Annotated in this window: 15 protein-coding genes and 1 pseudogene; 11 read left to right on the top strand and 5 right to left on the bottom strand. The window is 66.0% G+C overall.

The annotated features are described in order from the left end of the window. Positions 1 to 1,194, bottom strand: a 1,194-nt coding sequence (locus tag EPN98_RS24265) for a cytochrome P450 (protein WP_293365573.1), incomplete at its 3' end; no start/stop codon positions are given. Between the two features lie 192 nt (positions 1,195 to 1,386). On the opposite strand from EPN98_RS24265, the gene EPN98_RS24260 reads away from it, so the two are divergent. The 7 genes from EPN98_RS24260 to EPN98_RS24230 all read left to right on the top strand — a co-directional run bounded on the left by EPN98_RS24260 (position 1,387) and on the right by EPN98_RS24230 (position 9,554). Beyond that, a complete protein-coding gene (locus EPN98_RS24260) occupies positions 1,387 to 2,058 on the top strand; it encodes a TetR/AcrR family transcriptional regulator (RefSeq protein WP_293365579.1) in 672 nt (223 codons plus the stop codon). 1,887 nt (positions 2,059 to 3,945) lie between these two features. Then, positions 3,946 to 4,143, top strand: coding sequence for a hypothetical protein (locus EPN98_RS24255; protein ID WP_293365572.1), 198 nt, complete (start codon positions 3,946 to 3,948; stop codon positions 4,141 to 4,143). A gap of 195 nt (positions 4,144 to 4,338) precedes the next feature. After that, complete coding sequence (locus tag EPN98_RS24250; RefSeq protein WP_293365571.1) at positions 4,339 to 7,080, top strand: TonB-dependent receptor; 2,742 nt, start codon at positions 4,339 to 4,341, stop codon at positions 7,078 to 7,080. 209 nt (positions 7,081 to 7,289) lie between these two features. Then, complete coding sequence (locus tag EPN98_RS24245) at positions 7,290 to 7,793, top strand: hypothetical protein (protein WP_293365580.1); 504 nt, start codon at positions 7,290 to 7,292, stop codon at positions 7,791 to 7,793. Then, the gene (locus tag EPN98_RS24240) at positions 7,738 to 8,247 is read left to right on the top strand and encodes a nitronate monooxygenase (RefSeq protein WP_293365569.1); all 510 of its coding nucleotides are present in this window, start codon (positions 7,738 to 7,740) and stop codon (positions 8,245 to 8,247) included. The genes EPN98_RS24245 and EPN98_RS24240 overlap by 56 nt, the downstream gene beginning before the upstream one ends. A 14-nt stretch (positions 8,248 to 8,261) precedes the next feature. After that, positions 8,262 to 8,708, top strand: a complete 447-nt coding sequence (locus tag EPN98_RS24235; protein WP_293365568.1) for a PaaI family thioesterase — start codon at positions 8,262 to 8,264, stop codon at positions 8,706 to 8,708. Positions 8,709 to 8,771: 63 nt separating this feature from the next. Beyond that, on the top strand, positions 8,772 to 9,554 hold the full coding sequence (locus EPN98_RS24230) for an NUDIX hydrolase (protein WP_293365566.1): 783 nt from the start codon (positions 8,772 to 8,774) through the stop codon (positions 9,552 to 9,554). Between the two features lie 12 nt (positions 9,555 to 9,566). Here the strand turns inward: EPN98_RS24230 and EPN98_RS24225 are convergent, their stop codons facing one another. From EPN98_RS24225 to EPN98_RS24215, 3 genes are all read right to left on the bottom strand, one after another. Continuing rightward, positions 9,567 to 10,337 (bottom strand): helix-turn-helix domain-containing protein, encoded by a 771-nt coding sequence (locus EPN98_RS24225; RefSeq protein ID WP_293365565.1) that lies wholly within the window; start codon positions 10,335 to 10,337, stop codon positions 9,567 to 9,569. A gap of 8 nt (positions 10,338 to 10,345) precedes the next feature. Next, complete coding sequence (locus EPN98_RS24220; RefSeq protein ID WP_293365564.1) at positions 10,346 to 10,867, bottom strand: MaoC/PaaZ C-terminal domain-containing protein; 522 nt, start codon at positions 10,865 to 10,867, stop codon at positions 10,346 to 10,348. 321 nt (positions 10,868 to 11,188) lie between these two features. Further along, positions 11,189 to 11,752: a carboxymuconolactone decarboxylase family protein gene (locus EPN98_RS24215; RefSeq protein ID WP_293365563.1), complete on the bottom strand. Its 564-nt coding sequence runs from the start codon at positions 11,750 to 11,752 to the stop codon at positions 11,189 to 11,191. Positions 11,753 to 11,839: 87 nt separating this feature from the next. Between EPN98_RS24215 and EPN98_RS24210 the strand changes: the two genes are divergently transcribed. From EPN98_RS24210 to EPN98_RS24200, 3 genes are all read left to right on the top strand, one after another. Then, positions 11,840 to 12,136 carry an OB-fold domain-containing protein gene (locus EPN98_RS24210; protein WP_293365562.1) on the top strand — a complete coding sequence of 99 codons (297 nt, stop codon included), beginning with the start codon at positions 11,840 to 11,842 and terminating at the stop codon, positions 12,134 to 12,136. Next, a complete protein-coding gene (locus EPN98_RS24205; protein WP_293365560.1) occupies positions 12,133 to 13,764 on the top strand; it encodes an NAD(P)/FAD-dependent oxidoreductase in 1,632 nt (543 codons plus the stop codon). Before EPN98_RS24210 ends, EPN98_RS24205 begins: the two co-directional genes overlap by 4 nt. 67 nt (positions 13,765 to 13,831) lie before the next feature. Next, on the top strand, positions 13,832 to 15,100 hold the full coding sequence (locus tag EPN98_RS24200; protein WP_293365559.1) for a cytochrome P450: 1,269 nt from the start codon (positions 13,832 to 13,834) through the stop codon (positions 15,098 to 15,100). 42 nt (positions 15,101 to 15,142) lie between these two features. Here the strand turns inward: EPN98_RS24200 and EPN98_RS24195 are convergent. Continuing rightward, positions 15,143 to 15,616: pseudogene (locus tag EPN98_RS24195) on the bottom strand (integrase core domain-containing protein); the annotation flags it as partial. Between the two features lie 191 nt (positions 15,617 to 15,807). On the opposite strand from EPN98_RS24195, the gene istA reads away from it, so the two are divergent. After that, positions 15,808 to 17,340: an IS21 family transposase gene (istA, locus tag EPN98_RS24190; protein WP_293365577.1), complete on the top strand. Its 1,533-nt coding sequence runs from the start codon at positions 15,808 to 15,810 to the stop codon at positions 17,338 to 17,340.

Here is a 17,340-nt window from a genome sequence, read left to right as displayed (position 1 = left end):
CCGCCACTTCGGTGGGCCCGCCTCGGCGAGTTGCAGGCGGGGAAAGCGTTCAGCCAGCCGCAGGAACACACGCTTGGCCTCGAGCCTTGCCAGCGGGGCGCCGATGCAGATGTGCGCCCCTCCGCCGAAAGCCACGTGCGGAGCGCGCTTGCGAGTGATGTCGAATCGGTCCGGGTCTTCGAAGACCTCCGGGTCGCGATTGGCGCCATGCAGGGACGTGATAAGCATCTGACCTGCCGGAATTACGCGCCCGCCGATTTCACGAGGCGCCTCGGTGACGCGGCTGGTGATGGCAACCGGCCCTTCCAACCTTAGGACTTCCTCGACCACCGCGCTTGCAAGCCGAAGGTCGGCGGTCAGCTTGTTCCATTCCTGAGGGTTGCTCAGGAGCAGCCATATCCCGTTGCCGATCAGGTCGGTCGTGGTGAGGTTGCCGCCGACCAGCAAGGCGGAAAGGTTCACCCGTATCTCGTCGTCCGACAGCGGAGCCCCCTCAGCCTGTAGCTTCACCATGTCGCTGATCAGGTCTTCCTGGGGCACCGCGCGCCTTGCGGCCATCAGTTCGGTGAAATATCCCGTGAGCTGCGCTGAGCCCCATTCCGCGCGCGCGGCCTGCTCCGGTGAGCGGAACGGGTTGAGGCTGAGAATCACCGCCTCGGACCAGTCTCGGAATTCCTTGCGCCGGTCCGGCTCGACCCCGAGCACGTGGGCGATGACCAGGATCGGGACTGGAACGGCGACTTCGGCCATCAGATCGAAGGCCTGGTCGCGCGGCAGGGCGTCGATCACCTCGTCGATGACCTGTTCAAGGCGCGCCTTCATGCGATTGACGCGACCGTAGAACGCCTGCGCGAGCGGTGGCCGAACGCGGCTGTGGTCAGGTTCGTCGAGCGTCAGGATGCTCTCCTGGCGGCCCAGCATCTGTTCCGGCGGCCGTTTCAGAAGCGCTCCGTCTTCAGCATGGTTTGAGGCGCGCCAGATGCCGGCGTCGTTGACCGTCAGCCTCACATCGGCATACCGGGTCAGGAACCAGCTCTTGACCGGCTCGTCGCGCATCACCGGACAGCCCTGGCGCAGGTCCTTCAGCCGGCTATGTGGATCGTCGCGTGCTGCGGGATCCAGCGCGGTGGTCTGGACGATGCCCCACGGAGGCGGTGCGGTGGCGGGAGTTTCGACTCTGTCTGTCACGGTCATTCTCCTCGATCTGCTTCCAGGCCCCGGCGCGGCGATCCTCGGCTCCGCCAAGCCCGTGCGGCAGGGTCGTCAGCCGTCCGTTGCTGACCCGCAACGGCCGGCGGGTCGTTCTGGGGGCGCTTCGCGGCGGGCATAGGCATCTGTCCGGAATTCAAATATAGGACGGAGGCCGTCAGAAAATCCCAGTTGGACGTGGTGCGCAAGCAAATTACAGCCGACATGATCCGCTTGGCTCCCGCCGGCCGCGGAAGGCCTCGAGATCCCGCGATTGAGGCCAGGGTCTTCGACGCGGCGATGGCCCTCTATGCCGAGGCGGGGTGGACAGGCTTCACGTTCGAGGCCGTCGCCCGAAGCTCGGGTGTCGGCAAGGCTTCGCTGTATCGGCGCTGGCCCCAACGCGGAGATCTGCTTCGCCAGACGTTCGAGGCGCGCTGGCTGCGGGTTGGTTGCGTCGACCAGGGAGACATTCGGGCCGATCTCCACACCCTCGCATGGATCGTCGCGCGCTCGCTAACCGGGCCGTATGCGGGGGCGCACGATCGCCTGCCCCTCGACATGGCCGAGCATCCGGAGGTTCTTGATTTCCTGCGGCCCTACGCTGAGGCGACGATCGCCGAAGGACGCGCGATCGTCCGGCGCGCCATGGATCGCCGTCAGCTGCCAAATGCAACAAACCCGGGCCTCGTCATGGACCTGATTGTCGGCACCATAGCAAATCACGTCCGGATGACCCCAGCCCGCCTAAGGTCACGCATGCTCCAACAACTCGACACTTTCGTTCTCGACCTCGTGGATATTGTGCTCACGGGACTCGACGCGTCGTCGGCCCGAGCCTCCCTCCACGAAGGAGGCCCTCGAGCGTAGTCGTGGGCGTTCTCCGGTTGCCGCACGCATATCGCTGCGGCGAGAGCATCCGTCGCGTTTCGAGAGTTGCATGTCGGACCCTCATGACGAAGATCGTCTGATGGACAGCAGCCCGTCAGAAGCCGACCGCGATCCCCGCCTGGCGATCCGCTTTCATTGTCCGCCTGAACTCAAGGGGCGGGTGCCGGTCCCGATCCCCGCGGCCGAGGGGTTGCCCACTTGGCTGCGCGAGAAATGCCAGCGCTTTCCATGAACCCGCTCGTCGACTGGGATGACGATACGGTGAAACGCTGCCCGCCCTTTGTCGAATCCATGACCTACGGGTTCCTGATACCGCTGGTCTGCGACGTCAGGTGCGAGGACGAGGAGCTGTCGTGGGACCAGGGCGTGCCCCCGTGCGGGGCGATGGAGTTTCCGCGTTCGCCGCTCGGCTTTCATCACCCGGCGCAGGTCACCGGGACGCCGCTGTGCGATGAGCATCGCTTCTTGATCAGTTCCACAGCTTCTGGACCATCGAGACGCCGCCGGGCTACTCGGTGCTGTTCATGCATCCGGCCAATCGCTTCGACCTGCCTTTCACCACGCTGACGGGGATGGTCGACTGCGACAGCTACCATGACCTGTTCGTCAATATACCGGCGCGGTGGAGCGACCCCGCGTTCCGGGGGGTGCTCAAGCGGGGCACCCCGATCGCCCAGTGCATCCCGGTCCGCCGGGAACGACTCGAGGCGGTCCTCGGGGCCAGGGATGAGACCGCCACATCTCGCTCGATCAGGACCCTCCATCGCATCGCAGAACACGCGGCGTCTACCGGCGTGAGCGCCGACGCTGAGCCCCTCAAGGGCCGGCCCGGAGGTGCGCCCGCGAGGCTGGGTCGCAGGAACAGTCGCCCCGGTCCGACAGCGCACTGCGCAGTCGCCGCAAGGCCCCAGAGTCTGGGCTCGCCGCATACAACGGCGCGAAGCTGGGCTTCTCAGGCCTCACGCCGTCCCGCCTCGAGGAGGCGCTTGGCCAAGGCAATGCGGGACACCCCGTCTTAGTGGGGGCTACGGTCGCAGTGGCCAGCGCGTCCAACGCCCACGCGGCGGACCAGGTCGTCGCGACCTTCGCGCGTTCGGACATCCCGCGCTCGAAAATCGTCGCGGGGGGCGCGGTGCTTCAGTGTGAGCAGAACCAGTGCGTAGCCGAAGCTCCCAACTATCGCACGCTCAGCCTGGAGACCTGCAAGCTTCTGGCGAAGCATTTAGGACGCGTCGAGACCTTCGGCGAAGGCACAAGGCGCTCCCCGCTGAGAAGCTGCAAGCCTGCCCGGGCGGGGCAAAGTAGTCGATGGGTGGCTTGCGAGGGCGACTGACGAGGAGACGAGCCAAGCGTCTGGAAAGCGCGCCGCGCGCTCATCGAGCGCGCGGCGCAAGTCGGTTGCCTTGGGAAGAACAAAGTCCAAAAGCAGATGTATGCTACAATACAAATCTGTTGCGACGCAAGCGGGCTCTGGTCCAGATGGAGGCTCGGTGGCGAGCGCTGACCGCCTCGCGCGACAGCATGTCGCTTGCATGACGCCACGGATACCTGAACCATTGCCGTCGTGACGAACAGACCTCCAAGACGATCCAGAACGAGCCGGACCGCCGCATTGGGCGAATCTGCGGCGCCAGCCGCGATACATCCACGTTTGCAGCGGCCCGAATCGAGAACGTTGGTTTCTTGATTTCAGACGTGACGCGATTGATGCGAAAGGGTTTCGATCGACGGGTGCGGGCGCTCGGGCTGGCACGCCCGCAATGGGGGTGCTCGTCTATGTCCTTCAAAACGAAGGTCTTTCGCAGTCTGCGCTGGCGCGAGCCATGAATATCGAGCGGGCCCCGCTCGGCCAGCTCGTGAGGGCGGTTGGGATTCAAGCTGGTCAGGCGCCAGCATTCCAGCGTGGATCAGCGCGAATGGCAGATCTTTGCAGGAGAAGCCGCGGGGGCGGCGGTGCCTGAATTGGTCGCCGCCGCCGAGTGGTTGCGGGGCGTGTACTTCCAGGGTCTCTCGCGCAACGATGAGCAGCTGTTGGGCGTGTTCTTGAGCGGATGTCGAATCTGAGTTTTGCACTGGAAGGATGAGCGGCCGATCTACATAATTTTCGGTCCCAGATGCCCCTGCGCAGCTAGCTCCCATTCTGTGACGAACGTTACAAATTTCTTCCCCGACCATTGACGCACTCCGCGGTGTGGAAGACCTTTGTACGCAACGCGCGCCGAGACGCGTCTGGAGTGAAGTCGGGGAGGTTGGTATCGTATGACAACGATAGTAAATGCAGCTGCGATCGGTGTGTGCGTTAGCTCGCGGCAGCGTCGGCGGGCTGCGCGCGTTAAGACTGTCCTGTTTGCGAGCTGTGCGGCGTTCGCGGCGGGAGCCGCCGCGGCCCAGCCGGCGAACACCATCGAGGAACTCGTTGTGACGGCGGAGCGCCGCGAACAGAACCTGCAAGACGTGCCGGTGGCGATCTCGGCATTCACCTCCGAGAAGCGCGACCTCCTGGGCATTACGACTGTATCAGACCTCACAAACTTCACGCCCGGCCTCCAGTACTCCAGCCAACTCGACCGCGTGTCGCTGCGCGGGGTGGGGCGGACGACCAATGTGCATGCCGCCGACCCGTCCGTCTCCGTCTATTCGGATGGCATCTACACGACCTCGACCGTGGAGGCCGGAAAGTCACCGCTGTTCCTCGAACGGGTGGAGGTCCTGCGGGGGCCGCAGGCAACGCTCTATGGGCGCAACGCCATCGCTGGCGCCATCAACCTCGTGTCCAAGCGGCCCACCGACGAAATGTATGCGGAAGTCCGCGCGACGTATGCCAACTACGATCGGCACATCATCGAAGGCGCGGTCTCGGGACCGACGGTGATTCCCGGGGTCCGGTTCAGACTGGCGGCGAACTGGGAAAAGCAGCGCAAGGGCTGGTACGACAATATCGTTCCTGGGCAGCCGGACGAAGGCAATGTCATCGACACCAACATCGTCGAGGGCCAGCTCAAGTTCGAATTCAACGAGAATTTCGAAGGCTGGGCCAAGCTCACGACGATCCAATGGCGAAACGGCAGTGGCGGACCCGGGTCACGCGGGACCTGGACACCTGGTCCATACGCCACCTTCGAGATCGCAAACGGAGCCACCAGCCTCGAGCCCGGCTACGGCTGCAGTGGTCGGGCGACCACCGTCAGCAATCCTTCGCCGCTGGGATGCACGAACCCCGCGACGGCGGATCCGCGCAAGATCGCGTCAACGGTTCCTTACCAAGTCAAGCTCAACGACACCTTCATCTTCGCGAGCGAGTGGACCTGGCACGCCTCGGACTTCGACGTGAAGTACACGACGGGCGGGACGCGGTATCACTATAAGCTAAATCGTCCGCCGGACGACACGGTGGCTCCCGTTGAGCGGTTCACGCTCCCCGGCGGCCTGACCGTATTCCCGCAGCAACTCTACAACTACCAGGAGATCGAGGAGTGGTGGAGCCACGAGCTTACCATTGCATCGACCTCTGACGGACCGCTGCAATGGCTGGCCGGCGTCTACTACTGGAACGAGCACTTCGAGCAGCCCACCTCTACCTATCTCTACGGCCAGCCGCAGATCGCAGCGCCGCTCGGGGCGAGTTGTCCGCGTTTTGGAAATGTCTGCCCGCCAAATCCACTCCTGCAGCGCACGATCGACACGCCGCGTTTCCACGTGCAGTCGCAGGCGATCTACGGGCAATTGGACTACAAGTTCACCGAGACTCTCAAAGCCACGGTCGGTCTGCGCTACTCGAAGGATACCAAGACGGGGTCGGAAGAGGCGCGCGTCCTCTGCTTCGCCTTCTTCGCCTGCACGCCAGGGCTGACGCCGGAGCAGACCGGGCCCTTCACGCCCGCGATCGACCTGACCCAGGCGCTCTTTATTCCCGGGGCGACACCCCCGAAGGGCGTCTCGCGCGACTTCACGTTTGACCCGGCCACGGGGCGAGCGCGGCGGGAGTACGACGCGGATTGGGATGCAGTCACCGGCAACGCGACGCTGCAATGGGAACCCGATCGAGACACCACGGCCTTCATTCGCTACAGCCGCGGCTACAAGGCGGGGGGCTTCCGGATCGGCGTAGACACGGCGCTCACGGCGAACCCCTACACGGACGCCGAGTTCCTCGACAATGTCGAGTTTGGGCTGAAGAAGAATTTCGGCCGCACCCTGCAGACCAACATCGCGGCGTTCCACTACTGGTACAAGGACGCTCAGATCCCGCTGACTATCGTCAACACCGCCGGCGGCATCACTCAGGCGCAGTCGGTGTTCTACAACGTGCCGCGCGCCATCTCGAAAGGGGTGGAACTGGAGGCGATCTGGCAGCCGATCGAGGATCTGCAGATTCTCTTCAACTACTCTTACCTGGACTCCCACATCACGCGGGCGCGTGGGCCGGTCGACCCGGCCGATCCTGCGGCGCTCGATCCCAGGTCCACGCCCATCGGGTCGCTGGCTGATTGCCGGGCCAGGGCGCTCACGCCCCCCGTGGCGGACAACTGCGCGGCCGACGTTTTCACGGCGCTTACCGGGGGTGGTTTCCAGCTTGGCCAGGACTTGAAGGGTGAGAAGCTTCCGAACGCGCCCAAGAACAAGATCGCCGTCAACGTCAACTACACTTGGCGGCTGCCTGGATACGCGCTGACCGGTTCTGTGAACTATACATGGCGCGATGCACAGTACGGCAGCATCTTCAATCGCGCATACACGCGCTCGCCGTCTTGGGATCAGGTTGACGCGCGCTTCACCCTTGCGCCCGAGGATGACCATTACACAGTCATACTGTTCGCACGGAATATCTTTGACGACATAGGCTACGAGGGTGGCGCGGTCGCTGGCCGCCGCGCCGGCTACATCGGCCCCGCCGCGGCGGGAGGGGCGACCATTGTTCCGGTCACCCAGGGGATCGCGACGAGCTACCCGCTGACGCCGCCGCGAACCTTTGGGATCGAGCTTCAGTACCGCTTCTTCTAGCACGGCGGCAGGCGCGTGGGCTGCATCGCGCGCCTGCCTCTCTCTCCGGCCGCCGGAGAACCTTGCAGCCGGGTCACTGGATGCCGCGCAGGTCCGCATCGCCGCTGCTTCAGTCGCAGGACGACTTGGATTTCGTTCGGGCGGCTAGGCGCTTCAACGCGACGGGAGGGATCTGGCCGTCGACGGTGCTGCCCCCCCGATCGAGGGCCTTGGCCAAGGAAGTGGACAAGGTAGACGGGCTGTTTCAAATCCACGAACGGTCCTGCCGGGTGCTCGCCTGGCATCTGAACGGTGCGATGCGTCGGCACAGCAACCCCCTCAAGGTCGTGACGTCTTTCGTCGCGGGGGTCTGCAACCCGAAGCATGCTGAGTTGGGCGCGCTGGGTTCCATCTGGTCCCTCCCGGAAAGCCGCCGGCGCCATGTCCAGGGCGCGTTCGAAGAGCTCGCGAATAGGCTGGCGCCCGTCCTCGAGGCGAGACGTTCAGCGGGGACCATCCGAAGCTGCGAATGCCTGATCGCCTCTCAACTCATCCTTGGCCTCGTGCTGTTGACGCCTGTCGCCGTGTCCCAGGCCCCGCCACGAAAGCTGCTTAACGGCCGCCGCCTCGTCGAAGGCCTACGGGACTTGATCATCCACGGGCGATCGGGCGGTAGTCGTGAGGCGCATCGGCTCCCCCCCAGCGCACGACTCGATCCCGTGGATAGGGAATGAGGGGGACCCCCTTCGATGCCTCGGCATCACAGACGGTCGCGGCGTCGCCGCGGCTTTCATGCTGGGCGCGGAGGGGGCCTGGGTGGGGACGGCCTTCCTGGCGACCGATGAGGCAGGCCTTCTTCCGTTCCAGAAGGAAGCCCTCGTGGAAGGCGGTGATGGCGACACCATGGTGTCCAAGTCCGTGACGGGAAAGCCGGCGCGCGTGATCCGCAACAAGTGGGCCCAGGCCTGGGTCGACGCTGGCAGGGACCCGCTGCCGATGCCCTTGCAATCCATGGTGGCCGGCCCGGTCATGTCGGCGGCTTCGCGCGCGGAGCGCAAGGACATCGTGCCGGGATTTGCCGGCCAGGGCATGGGACTCATCAAGGCGATCCGCCCGGCCCGCGATGTCTTGGCCGATCTCGTGTCCGGCGCGGAGGCTGCACTGGCCCGCGCTCAGACGTCTTCCTGATCGGGAGGGTCACGATGATCGCGCGCCGCATGCCCGCCTTCCAACCCGAGATCGTCGACGGCTTCATCGCCAGTAGCAACCGGATGACGGGCCTGCCCGAGTTCCTCGGCATCCGGGTGACCAACATCGAGCCTGGACGCCTCACGGCGGAGATGACTGTCGATCCAAGACTGTTGACGAGCTTCGGCAACATGCACGGCGGTGTCCACTCGGCGCTTTGCGACCACGTGCTGGGATGCGTGTGTTATCCACACATGGAGAAGGGGCAGTGGGCCGCAACGACAGAGTTCAAGATCAACCTGCTGGCGCCGGTTTCCACGGGAGCGGTGCGCGCGCACGCTGAGATCCTGTCGATGAGCAAACAGACGGCCGTCGTGCGGATTGAGATGGAGAACGAGGGCCGGCTATGCGGCTCGGCCCAGGGAACCGTACTGATCCAGAACCCCCGGCCAAAGGGCTAGCGACGCCGCCCGGCCGGCACAGTGTACAGAGCGCCCGCTATGCGGGTTTCAGGGAGAGCCAGGATGCCTGACGCGCCACAAGCGCCCGAACCGAAGCCGGCGGCGACGGTGCTGCTGCTGCGCGATCAGCCGGAGTTTCAGGTCCTGATGGTGAAGCGCCATCATCAGATCGATTTCGCTTCCGGTGCGCTGGTGTTTCCGGGCGGCAAGACCCACGCGGGCGACAGCGATCAAGGTTGGGCACAGCATGCGTTGGGGTGGGACAAGCTGGATGCCGTGCAACGGACCTTGCGCATTGGAGCAATCCGTGAGGCCTTCGAGGAGGCGGGCATTCTGCTCGCGCAGTCTTCGGACGGCGCGCCGTTCGAGGCGCCGTGCGACGCCTCGGTCCGCAGCGCAGTGGACGCCGGCGAGCTCGCTTTCATCGACGTGGTGCGCGATCTCGGCGTCAAACTTCGGCTCGACGATCTGGCCGTCTTCGCCCGCTGGATCACGCCCACCATGATGCCGAAGCGTTTCGATACATGGTTCTACGTCTTGCACGCTCCGCCGGGACAAGTGGCGGCCTGCGATGGGCGCGAAACCGTCGACGCGGAATGGATTGCGCCCGCAGAGGCCGTGCGAATGGCCGCATCGGGCGAGCGCACCATCATCTTCCCGACTCTTATGAACCTGCGACTCCTCGCGGAGGCCCAGAATGCGCGCGAATGCCTGGCCCGCGCCCGCGCCCGGACGTTGGTCACGGTGCTGCCCGAAGTCACGGTGCGAGATGGAGAGCGTGTGCTCGTGATCCCGCCCGACGCCGGCTACGGTGACGTGTCGCAGCCCCTGAGCGCCCTGCGCTGAGGCCAGGCAAACCTAGGCCGAGGCCCGCTCAGCAGGCGCGAGGTCGGTAAGGGCGCTTCGGAGAATGTCCAGGATCTCCGTCCTGCGCCCCTGGAAGAAGGGCTCGGCGGCCGCCACCGCGAGTGCGAGCGGCCGGTTGGCGTAGCCCGCGCGCAGCGGGACCGCGAGCATCGCCGCGTGCGGCGTCACCAGCCCGACGTTGAACGCGAAGCCTCGGGCGGCAGCCTGGCCGGCTTGCTTCTCGACGGCCTCCGCGGACGGCGCGGCATCGGGTCCGTCCCACGTCGCCAGGGCCCGGAGGATCAGAATGCGTCGGGGTTCCAAAGGCTCTTGTCCAAGCAGGACGTGGCCGAGCGTGGAGCGAGCCAGGCACCGCCGGTCGCCGGCCTTTACGTGATATCGGATCGGCGTCTCCGCCTCGAGCACACGAACGTACTGGCAGTAGCCGTCGCTGATCGACCCGAGCACGACGGTCATGCCCGTCGCATCTGCGATCGGCCGCATCTGGTGCTGGATGCCTCGCAGCGACAGGATTTCCTCGCCGACCCAGTGGCCCAGCAGTGACACGCGGATGGACGGGAAGAACGTCTTGTCCGTGATCGAGTATTCGAGGTAGCCGAGGTCCGCCAGGCTTCGCAGCAGTGCTGCGGTGCTCGAATGCGGATAGCCAAGCGCCTGCGCGACGTCGTGGATGGGCGCCGGTCGCCGCACGGCATCGAAATACTCGAAGATCTCAAGCGTCCGAGCGGCGGATTTGACGACGGAAGCGTCGGGACTGCGCATGGGCGAACCTACTCCGTGAACCTCGCCTCGGCGTTGGACAGCACGACCCGGCCGTCCTGTGTCTCGGCCTGCACGAGGGCCCGAGCGGGCCCGTCCCGCCAGATGCGCGTCGTGATCGTGTCGCCAAAGCCCACACGATCTGAGAAGCGGCCCCGCATGGCGCGAAACGCTGCGGGATCGTCATGGCATGGTTCCCGCAGGATCGCACGGCCGACGACGCCATAGGTGCAGAGGCCGTGCATGAAGGGCGCCGGAAAGCCGCTCTTTAGCGCGAAGTCCGGATCGATGTGAATCGGGTTCAGGTCGCCGGAGAGGCGGTAAATGGCGCCCTGTTCCGGGCGTGTCTCAAACGCCACGGTGATGTCCGCCTCGCGCGCCGGTGGCGCCGCGTCGGCGGAGGCTGGGCCTCTCTCGCCGCCGAAGCCTCCGCCGCCGCGCACGAACAGGGTGGCGTGGGTCCGGAACAGCTCGCCGTCGCTGTCGCATCCGTGGCTTTCGATGCCGATGACTGCGGCCTTGCCTTGTCCCAAACCTCGGTGATCCGCCCCGTCACCGTCACCGCGGCCTGCGGAGGAAGGGGTCGGAAAAGCTCAACGGACTGCTCTCCGTGCAGCAGCATCTCCAGACGCATGTCGACGTCGCGCATGACGGCGCTCATGGCCCCGCCGCCGGCGATCACGGCGAAGGTCGGCAGCACCTTGGGCCTCGGCCTTCGTAGACGTACTCGAGATCCTCGGCGGGCCTCGCGCCGACGCCGAGCGCATAGAGGATCGCGTCGCGCGGGGACCAGGTGCGCGTCACGGCAGGAAGCGTGAGACCGACGAGCTCGGCCGAGATCGGTTTGCGCGGCATCAGGGTTGGGTTCCGACGAAGGGGACTTCACCATCCGGCGGCCAGGCTGCGACCCCGTCTTCGATCGGCGCCTGCAGGCTTTGCAGCAGCTGCGAGAACATGGTCCAGTTTCCCAAGGCGATGACCAGCTCGATCCTCTCCTGATCCGAGCGGAGGTGGCGGCAGCAGGCCGCCCACGCCTCGTCGCCGATGGCCCCGGTGTCGAGGGTGTCGTCGGTCGCCTGCACGGCCCGATCAGCCTCGCTGAGTTCCGCCGCCTCGCGCCAACGCCGCACCGCCAGGAGATCGGCTTCGGGGATATCCAGGCCGCGTGCGACCCGCCAGTGCTGGGTCCATTCGTAGACTGCGCCCGTCCGCCAACCGATCCGGAGGATGAGCAACTCGCGGAGCCGCGGGTCGAGCGCGTTCCCGGTGAACAGGAGCGTTTGCAACAGGTCGCCGAGGCGCAGCGCCACCGTCGGGTGGCGTAACAGGATGCGGAACACGCTGAGCTCGGCGAAGGCTTCGGGCAGCCCATGCCGACGCGCCGCGTCCCGCGCATTGGGCAGATCCAGCACCGGCACCCGGGGTTCCACGTGCATCCTGGGTCTCTTGCATCATCACACAGATATGCGTTAGGTATGACACAAGCATGTTATGGACGTCTGGCCTTGATCGGGTTGTTGGATGTTGCCGAAAACCACGCTCGCCATGGTGCAGACCGCTGCGCGGCGCCTCGAGGCCCGCGATCTGCCGATGCCGGCGACGCGAAGGACGTGCCCTACGTCGCGGCCGTCGTGGAACTGGAGGAAGGGGTGCGGCTCGCAAGCCGCCTGACGCGCTGTGCGCCCGACGCACTGCGGCTGGGGCTTCCGGTCCGCCTGGCCTTCCACGACCTCGGCGAAGGCGTCATGGCGCCCTGGTTCGAACTCGTCGAGCCGACAGCCGACAGGACGGACGGACAATGACGGACGGCGCCGCCCCATCACCATCGGCAGAACCGTTCGAGGTCATCGTCGTAGGCGCAGGCTTCAGCGGCCTCTATCAGCTCCGGCGGTTGCGGGAGCTCGGGTTCCGGGTCCGCCTGCTCGAGGCCGCTCCGGACCTGGGCGGGATCTGGTACTGGAACTGCTATCCCGGCGCACGGGTCGACAGCCACGTTCCGCTCTACGAGTACTCGGACCCCGAGCTGTGGCAGGACTGGTGCTGGAGCGAGCGCTTCCCGGCCTGGGCGGAACTTCGCCGCTACTTCGACCATGTGGACCGCAAGCTCGATCTGCGGAGGGACATCCAGTTTGGGTGTCGCGTCGAAGGAGCGAGGTTCGACGAGACGCGCCAGACTTGGGAGGTGCGCACCAGCACGGGCGAGGCGCTCGAAACGCGCTTCCTGCTGATGTGCACCGGATTTGCCGCCAAGCCGTACACGCCCGATCTCCCCGGCCTCGACCGCTTTGAGGGTCTTGCCCACCACACTGCCCTCTGGCCGCAGGACGGCGTCGACATGGCCGGCAAGCGGGTCGGCGTCCTTGGGACCGGAGCCAGCGGGGTCCAGGTGGTGCAAGAGGCGGCCGCGGTCGCGTGTGAGGTCATCGTTTTCCAACGCACGCCCATTATCGCCTTGCCCATGCGTCAGTGTCACTTGAGCGTGGAAGACCAGGCGGCGCTGAAGCGGGAGTATCCCGCGCGCTTCGCGAGCCGGCCGCTCAACTTCGGCGGGTTCGACTTCAAGCGGATCGGCGGCGAGTCGGCGCTCGAGGCGTCCGAAGAGGAGCGGCGACGCGTTTACGAGACGTGCTGGGCGGCGGGGGGCTTCGCTTTCTGGTCCGCCACCTTCGGCGACATCCTGACCAATATGGCGGCGAACCGGACAGCCTATGATTTCTGGCGCGAGAAGGTGCATGAACGGGTCGAGGATCCGGTCCTCGCCGAGACGCTCGCGCCTGCGGAACCGCCGCACCCGTTCGGCGTCAAGCGGCCCTCCCTGGAACAGACCTACTACGACGTCTTCAATCAGCCGAGCGTAACACTCGTGGACTTGAGGGCCGATCCAATACAGGAACTGACCGCCACGGGGGTGCGGACCGCGCAACGCGACCACGACATCGACCTCCTGGTCCTGGCCACAGGTTTCGATGCGGTTACCGGCGGTCTGACACAGATCGATATCCGCGGAACGAGCGGCGCGAGCCTTACTGAGACCTGGGCCGCCGGCGCCGCCACCTACCTGGGCATGGCCACCACCGGGTTCCCGAATCTGCTCTTTCTCTATGGTCCGCAAAGTCCTTCAGGGTTCTGCAACGGGCCGACCTGCGCCGAACTGCAAGGTGAGCACGTCGTCAGGTTCCTCGCGCATGTGCGAGGCGGCGGCTACCGCCGCCTCGAGGCGACGGCGTCCGCCCAGGCGGCGTGGTCGCAGCATGTCGAGGACGCTGGAGCGATGACGCTCTTTCCCTATGCGGACTCTTGGTACCTCGGCGCGAACATCCCCGGGAAGCCGCGGCAGTTTCTCAACTACCCGGGCGGCTTGCCCCTCTACCTGCAGGCCTGCGAGGCGTCGGCCGCAGCAGGCTACGACGGATTTGACCTGTCTCGATGAGGCCCAGGGACCAGAGCCTCGACACCGATCACCGAGAGGGGGACCGCCCCTGTGGGAGCCCAGCAACATGACCGCATTTTCCTTGGACGCTCCAACCCGGCGGCCCAGCGCCCACGAGATTCCGCTTGCACAAATCGATGTCAGTAAACCCATCCTCTTTCAGACCGATGTGGTGGGCGACTACTTCGCCCGCCTACGGCGTGAGGATCCCGTCCACTACTGCGCGGAAAGCGCAAACGGGGCCTATTGGTCGCTCACCAAATTCGACCACATTGTGCAGGCTGACACCAACCATCAGGCGCTGTCGTCCGACTCGAAGTGGGGTGGGATCGCGATCCAGGATCTCAACAGCATCGAGGCCGCGGTTCCCATCGAGATGTTCATCGCGATGGATCCGCCCAAGCACGATCAGCAGCGACGCGCCGTCAGCCCCGCAGTTGCGCCGGGCAACCTGAAGCTCCTCGAGCCGATCATTCGCGCCCGCGCCGGCGAGATCCTCGACGCGCTTCCGGTCGGCGAGGAGATCGATTGGGTCGATCTCGTCTCGATCGAACTGACGACCATGACCCTGGCTACGCTCTTCGACTTCCCTTGGGCCGAACGGCGCAAGCTGACCCGGTGGTCCGACGTCACCACCGCCTCACCTGAGACGGGCATCGTCGCGTCTTTCGAGCAGCGCCGCGACGAACTGTTGGAATGTGCAATGTACTTCAAGGCGCTCTGGGACGAGCGGGCCAAAGCGCCCCCGCAACCCGACCTCATCTCGATGATGGCGCATGCCCCGGCGACGCGGGACATGCCGTTCGTCGAGTTCATGGGGAACCTGCTGCTCCTTATCGTTGGCGGCAACGACACGACCCGTAACTCGATCAGCGGCGGCGTCGTGGCGCTCAACCAGGCGCCGGACGAGTACCGCAAACTGATGAGTGACCCGTTGGCGCGCATTCCCAGCATGGTGTCGGAAATCATCCGCTGGCAGACGCCCATCACACACATGCGGCGCACGGCGCTCCAGGACGTCGAAATCGGCGGCAAGACCATCGCGAAGGGCGACAAGGTCGTGATGTGGTACCTCTCCGGCAATCGCGATGACGAGGTCATTCCGCAACCGGATGAGTTCATCATCGATCGGCAGAACCCGCGCCATCACCTGTCGTTCGGATTCGGGATTCATCGCTGCATGGGCAACCGCCTCGCTGAGCTCCAGTTGCGGATCGTTTGGGAGGAGATCGCAAAACGGTTTCGGCAGGTAGAACTCGTCGGCGAGCCCCAACGCACCTACTCCAACATCATCCGGGGCTTCACCGCCTTGCCCGTGAAGCTTCACGCTCACTGAGGCGCGGCTGCATTGACCTGCCCCCTGCCGGTCCGTCGATCATTATGAGAGCCCAGGGGGATGGTAGCTGATCTCCAGCGCCGGCGGTAGCGGCCGGGCGGTGGAGCTGATCAAGTAGCGCAGCCGGCCGGCCGCGGGGTTCAGCCGCACCGCTTCCGGTGTCCGGCCGCCGTGCGCCGAATGTGGCCTGACGTGGTTGTAGTCGAGCCGCCAGCGCTCGATCACGGCCCGTACCTCGGCCAGGTTGGCGAAGACCTCCTCGTTCAGGCACTCGTCGCGCAGCTTGCCGTTGAAGCTTTCCTCGGAGCCGTTCCGCTGCGGCTTGCCCCGCAAGATGTAATGCCATTCGACGCCGGTGCGGTTGGTCCATTCCAGCATGGCGCGGCTGGTCATCTCGGTCCCGTTGTCGCTGACGATGGTCGGCGGCTTGCCGCGCCGGGCGATCAGAAGGTCCAGCTCGCGGGCCATGCGCTGGCCGCCGATCGAGGTGTCGACGAACAGGGCCAGGGCCTCGCGTGCGGATTCCGACCTGATCCCGCCACCCGTTCCGGAATGATGCCGCCACCCATTCCGATTTGATCCCGCCACCCATTCCGGAATGATCCCGCCAGGGATTCCGATCGTGCCGCCAGGGTCCGGGCGGGGCTTCGTCGACGCTAAGGTCCCTCCTTTTCGAGGAGGGCCAGATGCCGACGGAGAGGATCGCGATGCGCCGCGTGCGCGAGATGTTGAGACTGCGGCTGGACGCCGAACTGTCGGTGCAGGAGGTGGCCCGGCGAACCGGTGTCGCGCGCTCGACGCTGCGGGAGATGCTGCAACGGTTCGCCGCCTCCGGCCTTCCGTGGCCGCTGCCCTTGGCGCTGACGGATAAGGGCCTCGAGCTCAGGCTGTACGGCGAAACGGGGACGAAGCAGGGCTTCCGTCGGCGCGCGGAGCCGGACTGGGCGGCGCTGAACCGCGAGCTGAAGAAGAAGCACGTCACCCTGCAGATCCTGTGGGACGAGTACATCGAGGCTCATCCGGACGGCTATCGCTACAGCCGGTTCTGCGAGCTCTACCGCAGCTGGGAAGCCTGCCTGCCGGTCACCATGCGCCAGACGCATCTCGGCGGCGACAAGCTCTTCGTCGACTACGCCGGCGACACCGTGCCGGTGATCATCGACCGCCGAAGCGACAAGACCCAGCCGGCGCACATCTTCGTCGCGGTGCTGGGCGCCTCCAGCCTGACCTTCGCCTACGCCACGTGGAGCGAAAAGCTCCCCGACTGGATCGACGGCCACGTGCAGGCCTTCGCCTTCTTCGGCGGCGCGCCGCGGCTGCTCGTGCCGGACAACCCCAAGGTGGCGATCATCAAGGCTTGCCTCTACGATCCGCAGGTCGGCCGCGCCTACGGCGAGCTGGCCGCCCACTACGACACCGCGGTGCTGCCGGCGCGGCCCAGGCACCCGCGGGACAAGGCGAAGGTGGAAGCGGCGGTGCGGATCGCCGAGCGCTGGCTGCTCGGCAAGCTGCGCCATCGGCGCTTCTACAGTCTGGCCGAGGTGAACGCCGCCCTGGGCGATCTGCTGGTCTGGCTCAACGAGCAGCAGGTCCGGCGCTATCAGCGCCGCACCCGTCGCCAGCTCTTCGAGGAGATCGACGCCCCGCGGCTGAAGCCGCTGCCGAACGAGCCCTATGCCCTCGCCGAATGGCGCGTGCGCAAGGTAGGCCTGGACTACCATGTCGACGTGGACGGCCACTTCTACTCCGTCCCCTACCGCCACGCCCGCGAGAAGGTGGAGGTGCGGCTCACCGCCCGCGGCGTGGAGATCTTCCTGCGCGGCGAACGCATCGCCGTCCACCTGCGCGGCTCCGGCGACGGCAAGCACACCACGCTCAGCGAGCACATGCCCGCCAGCCACCGCCGGTACAGCGACTGGACCATCGAGCGGATCCTGGCCGAGGCGCGGGCCTGCGGCCCGTCCGTGGCGCTGCTCTGCCAGGTGATCCTCGAGCACCGGCCGCACCCTGAGCAGGGCTTCCGCACCACGATGGGGATCGTGCGCCTGGCCAAGGTCTACGGCGTCGCTCGCTTGGAGGCGGCCTGTGAGCGCGCCCTGCTGGTGAGCGCGCGCAGCTACGGCGCGGTGAAATCCATCCTCGACAACCGGCTCGACGGGCAACCCGTCCGCCGGCGCGACGGCGAGGCCGGCGGCGCCGTCGCCCACCCCAACATCCGCGGCTCAACCTACTACCACTGA

The sequence above is a fragment of the Phenylobacterium sp. genome, from assembly GCF_004299445.1.
GTDB lineage: Bacteria > Pseudomonadota > Alphaproteobacteria > Caulobacterales > Caulobacteraceae > Phenylobacterium.
The sequence above is the reverse complement of the archived record's forward strand: the minus strand, read 5'-3'. Positions and strand labels throughout refer to the sequence as shown.

Excerpts from the sequence above, each read along its gene's own strand:
- istA (WP_293365577.1), top strand. The coding sequence starts at position 15,808 with ATGCGCCGCGTGCGCGAGATGTTGAGACTGCGGCTGGACGCCGAACTG.
- EPN98_RS24225 (WP_293365565.1), bottom strand. The coding sequence starts at position 10,337 with ATGCGCAGTCCCGACGCTTCCGTCGTCAAATCCGCCGCTCGGACGCTT.
- EPN98_RS24200 (WP_293365559.1), top strand. The coding sequence starts at position 13,832 with ATGACCGCATTTTCCTTGGACGCTCCAACCCGGCGGCCCAGCGCCCAC.
- EPN98_RS24230 (WP_293365566.1), top strand. The coding sequence starts at position 8,772 with ATGCCTGACGCGCCACAAGCGCCCGAACCGAAGCCGGCGGCGACGGTG.
- EPN98_RS24235 (WP_293365568.1), top strand. The coding sequence starts at position 8,262 with ATGATCGCGCGCCGCATGCCCGCCTTCCAACCCGAGATCGTCGACGGC.
- EPN98_RS24250 (WP_293365571.1), top strand. The coding sequence starts at position 4,339 with ATGACAACGATAGTAAATGCAGCTGCGATCGGTGTGTGCGTTAGCTCG.
- EPN98_RS24205 (WP_293365560.1), top strand. The coding sequence starts at position 12,133 with ATGACGGACGGCGCCGCCCCATCACCATCGGCAGAACCGTTCGAGGTC.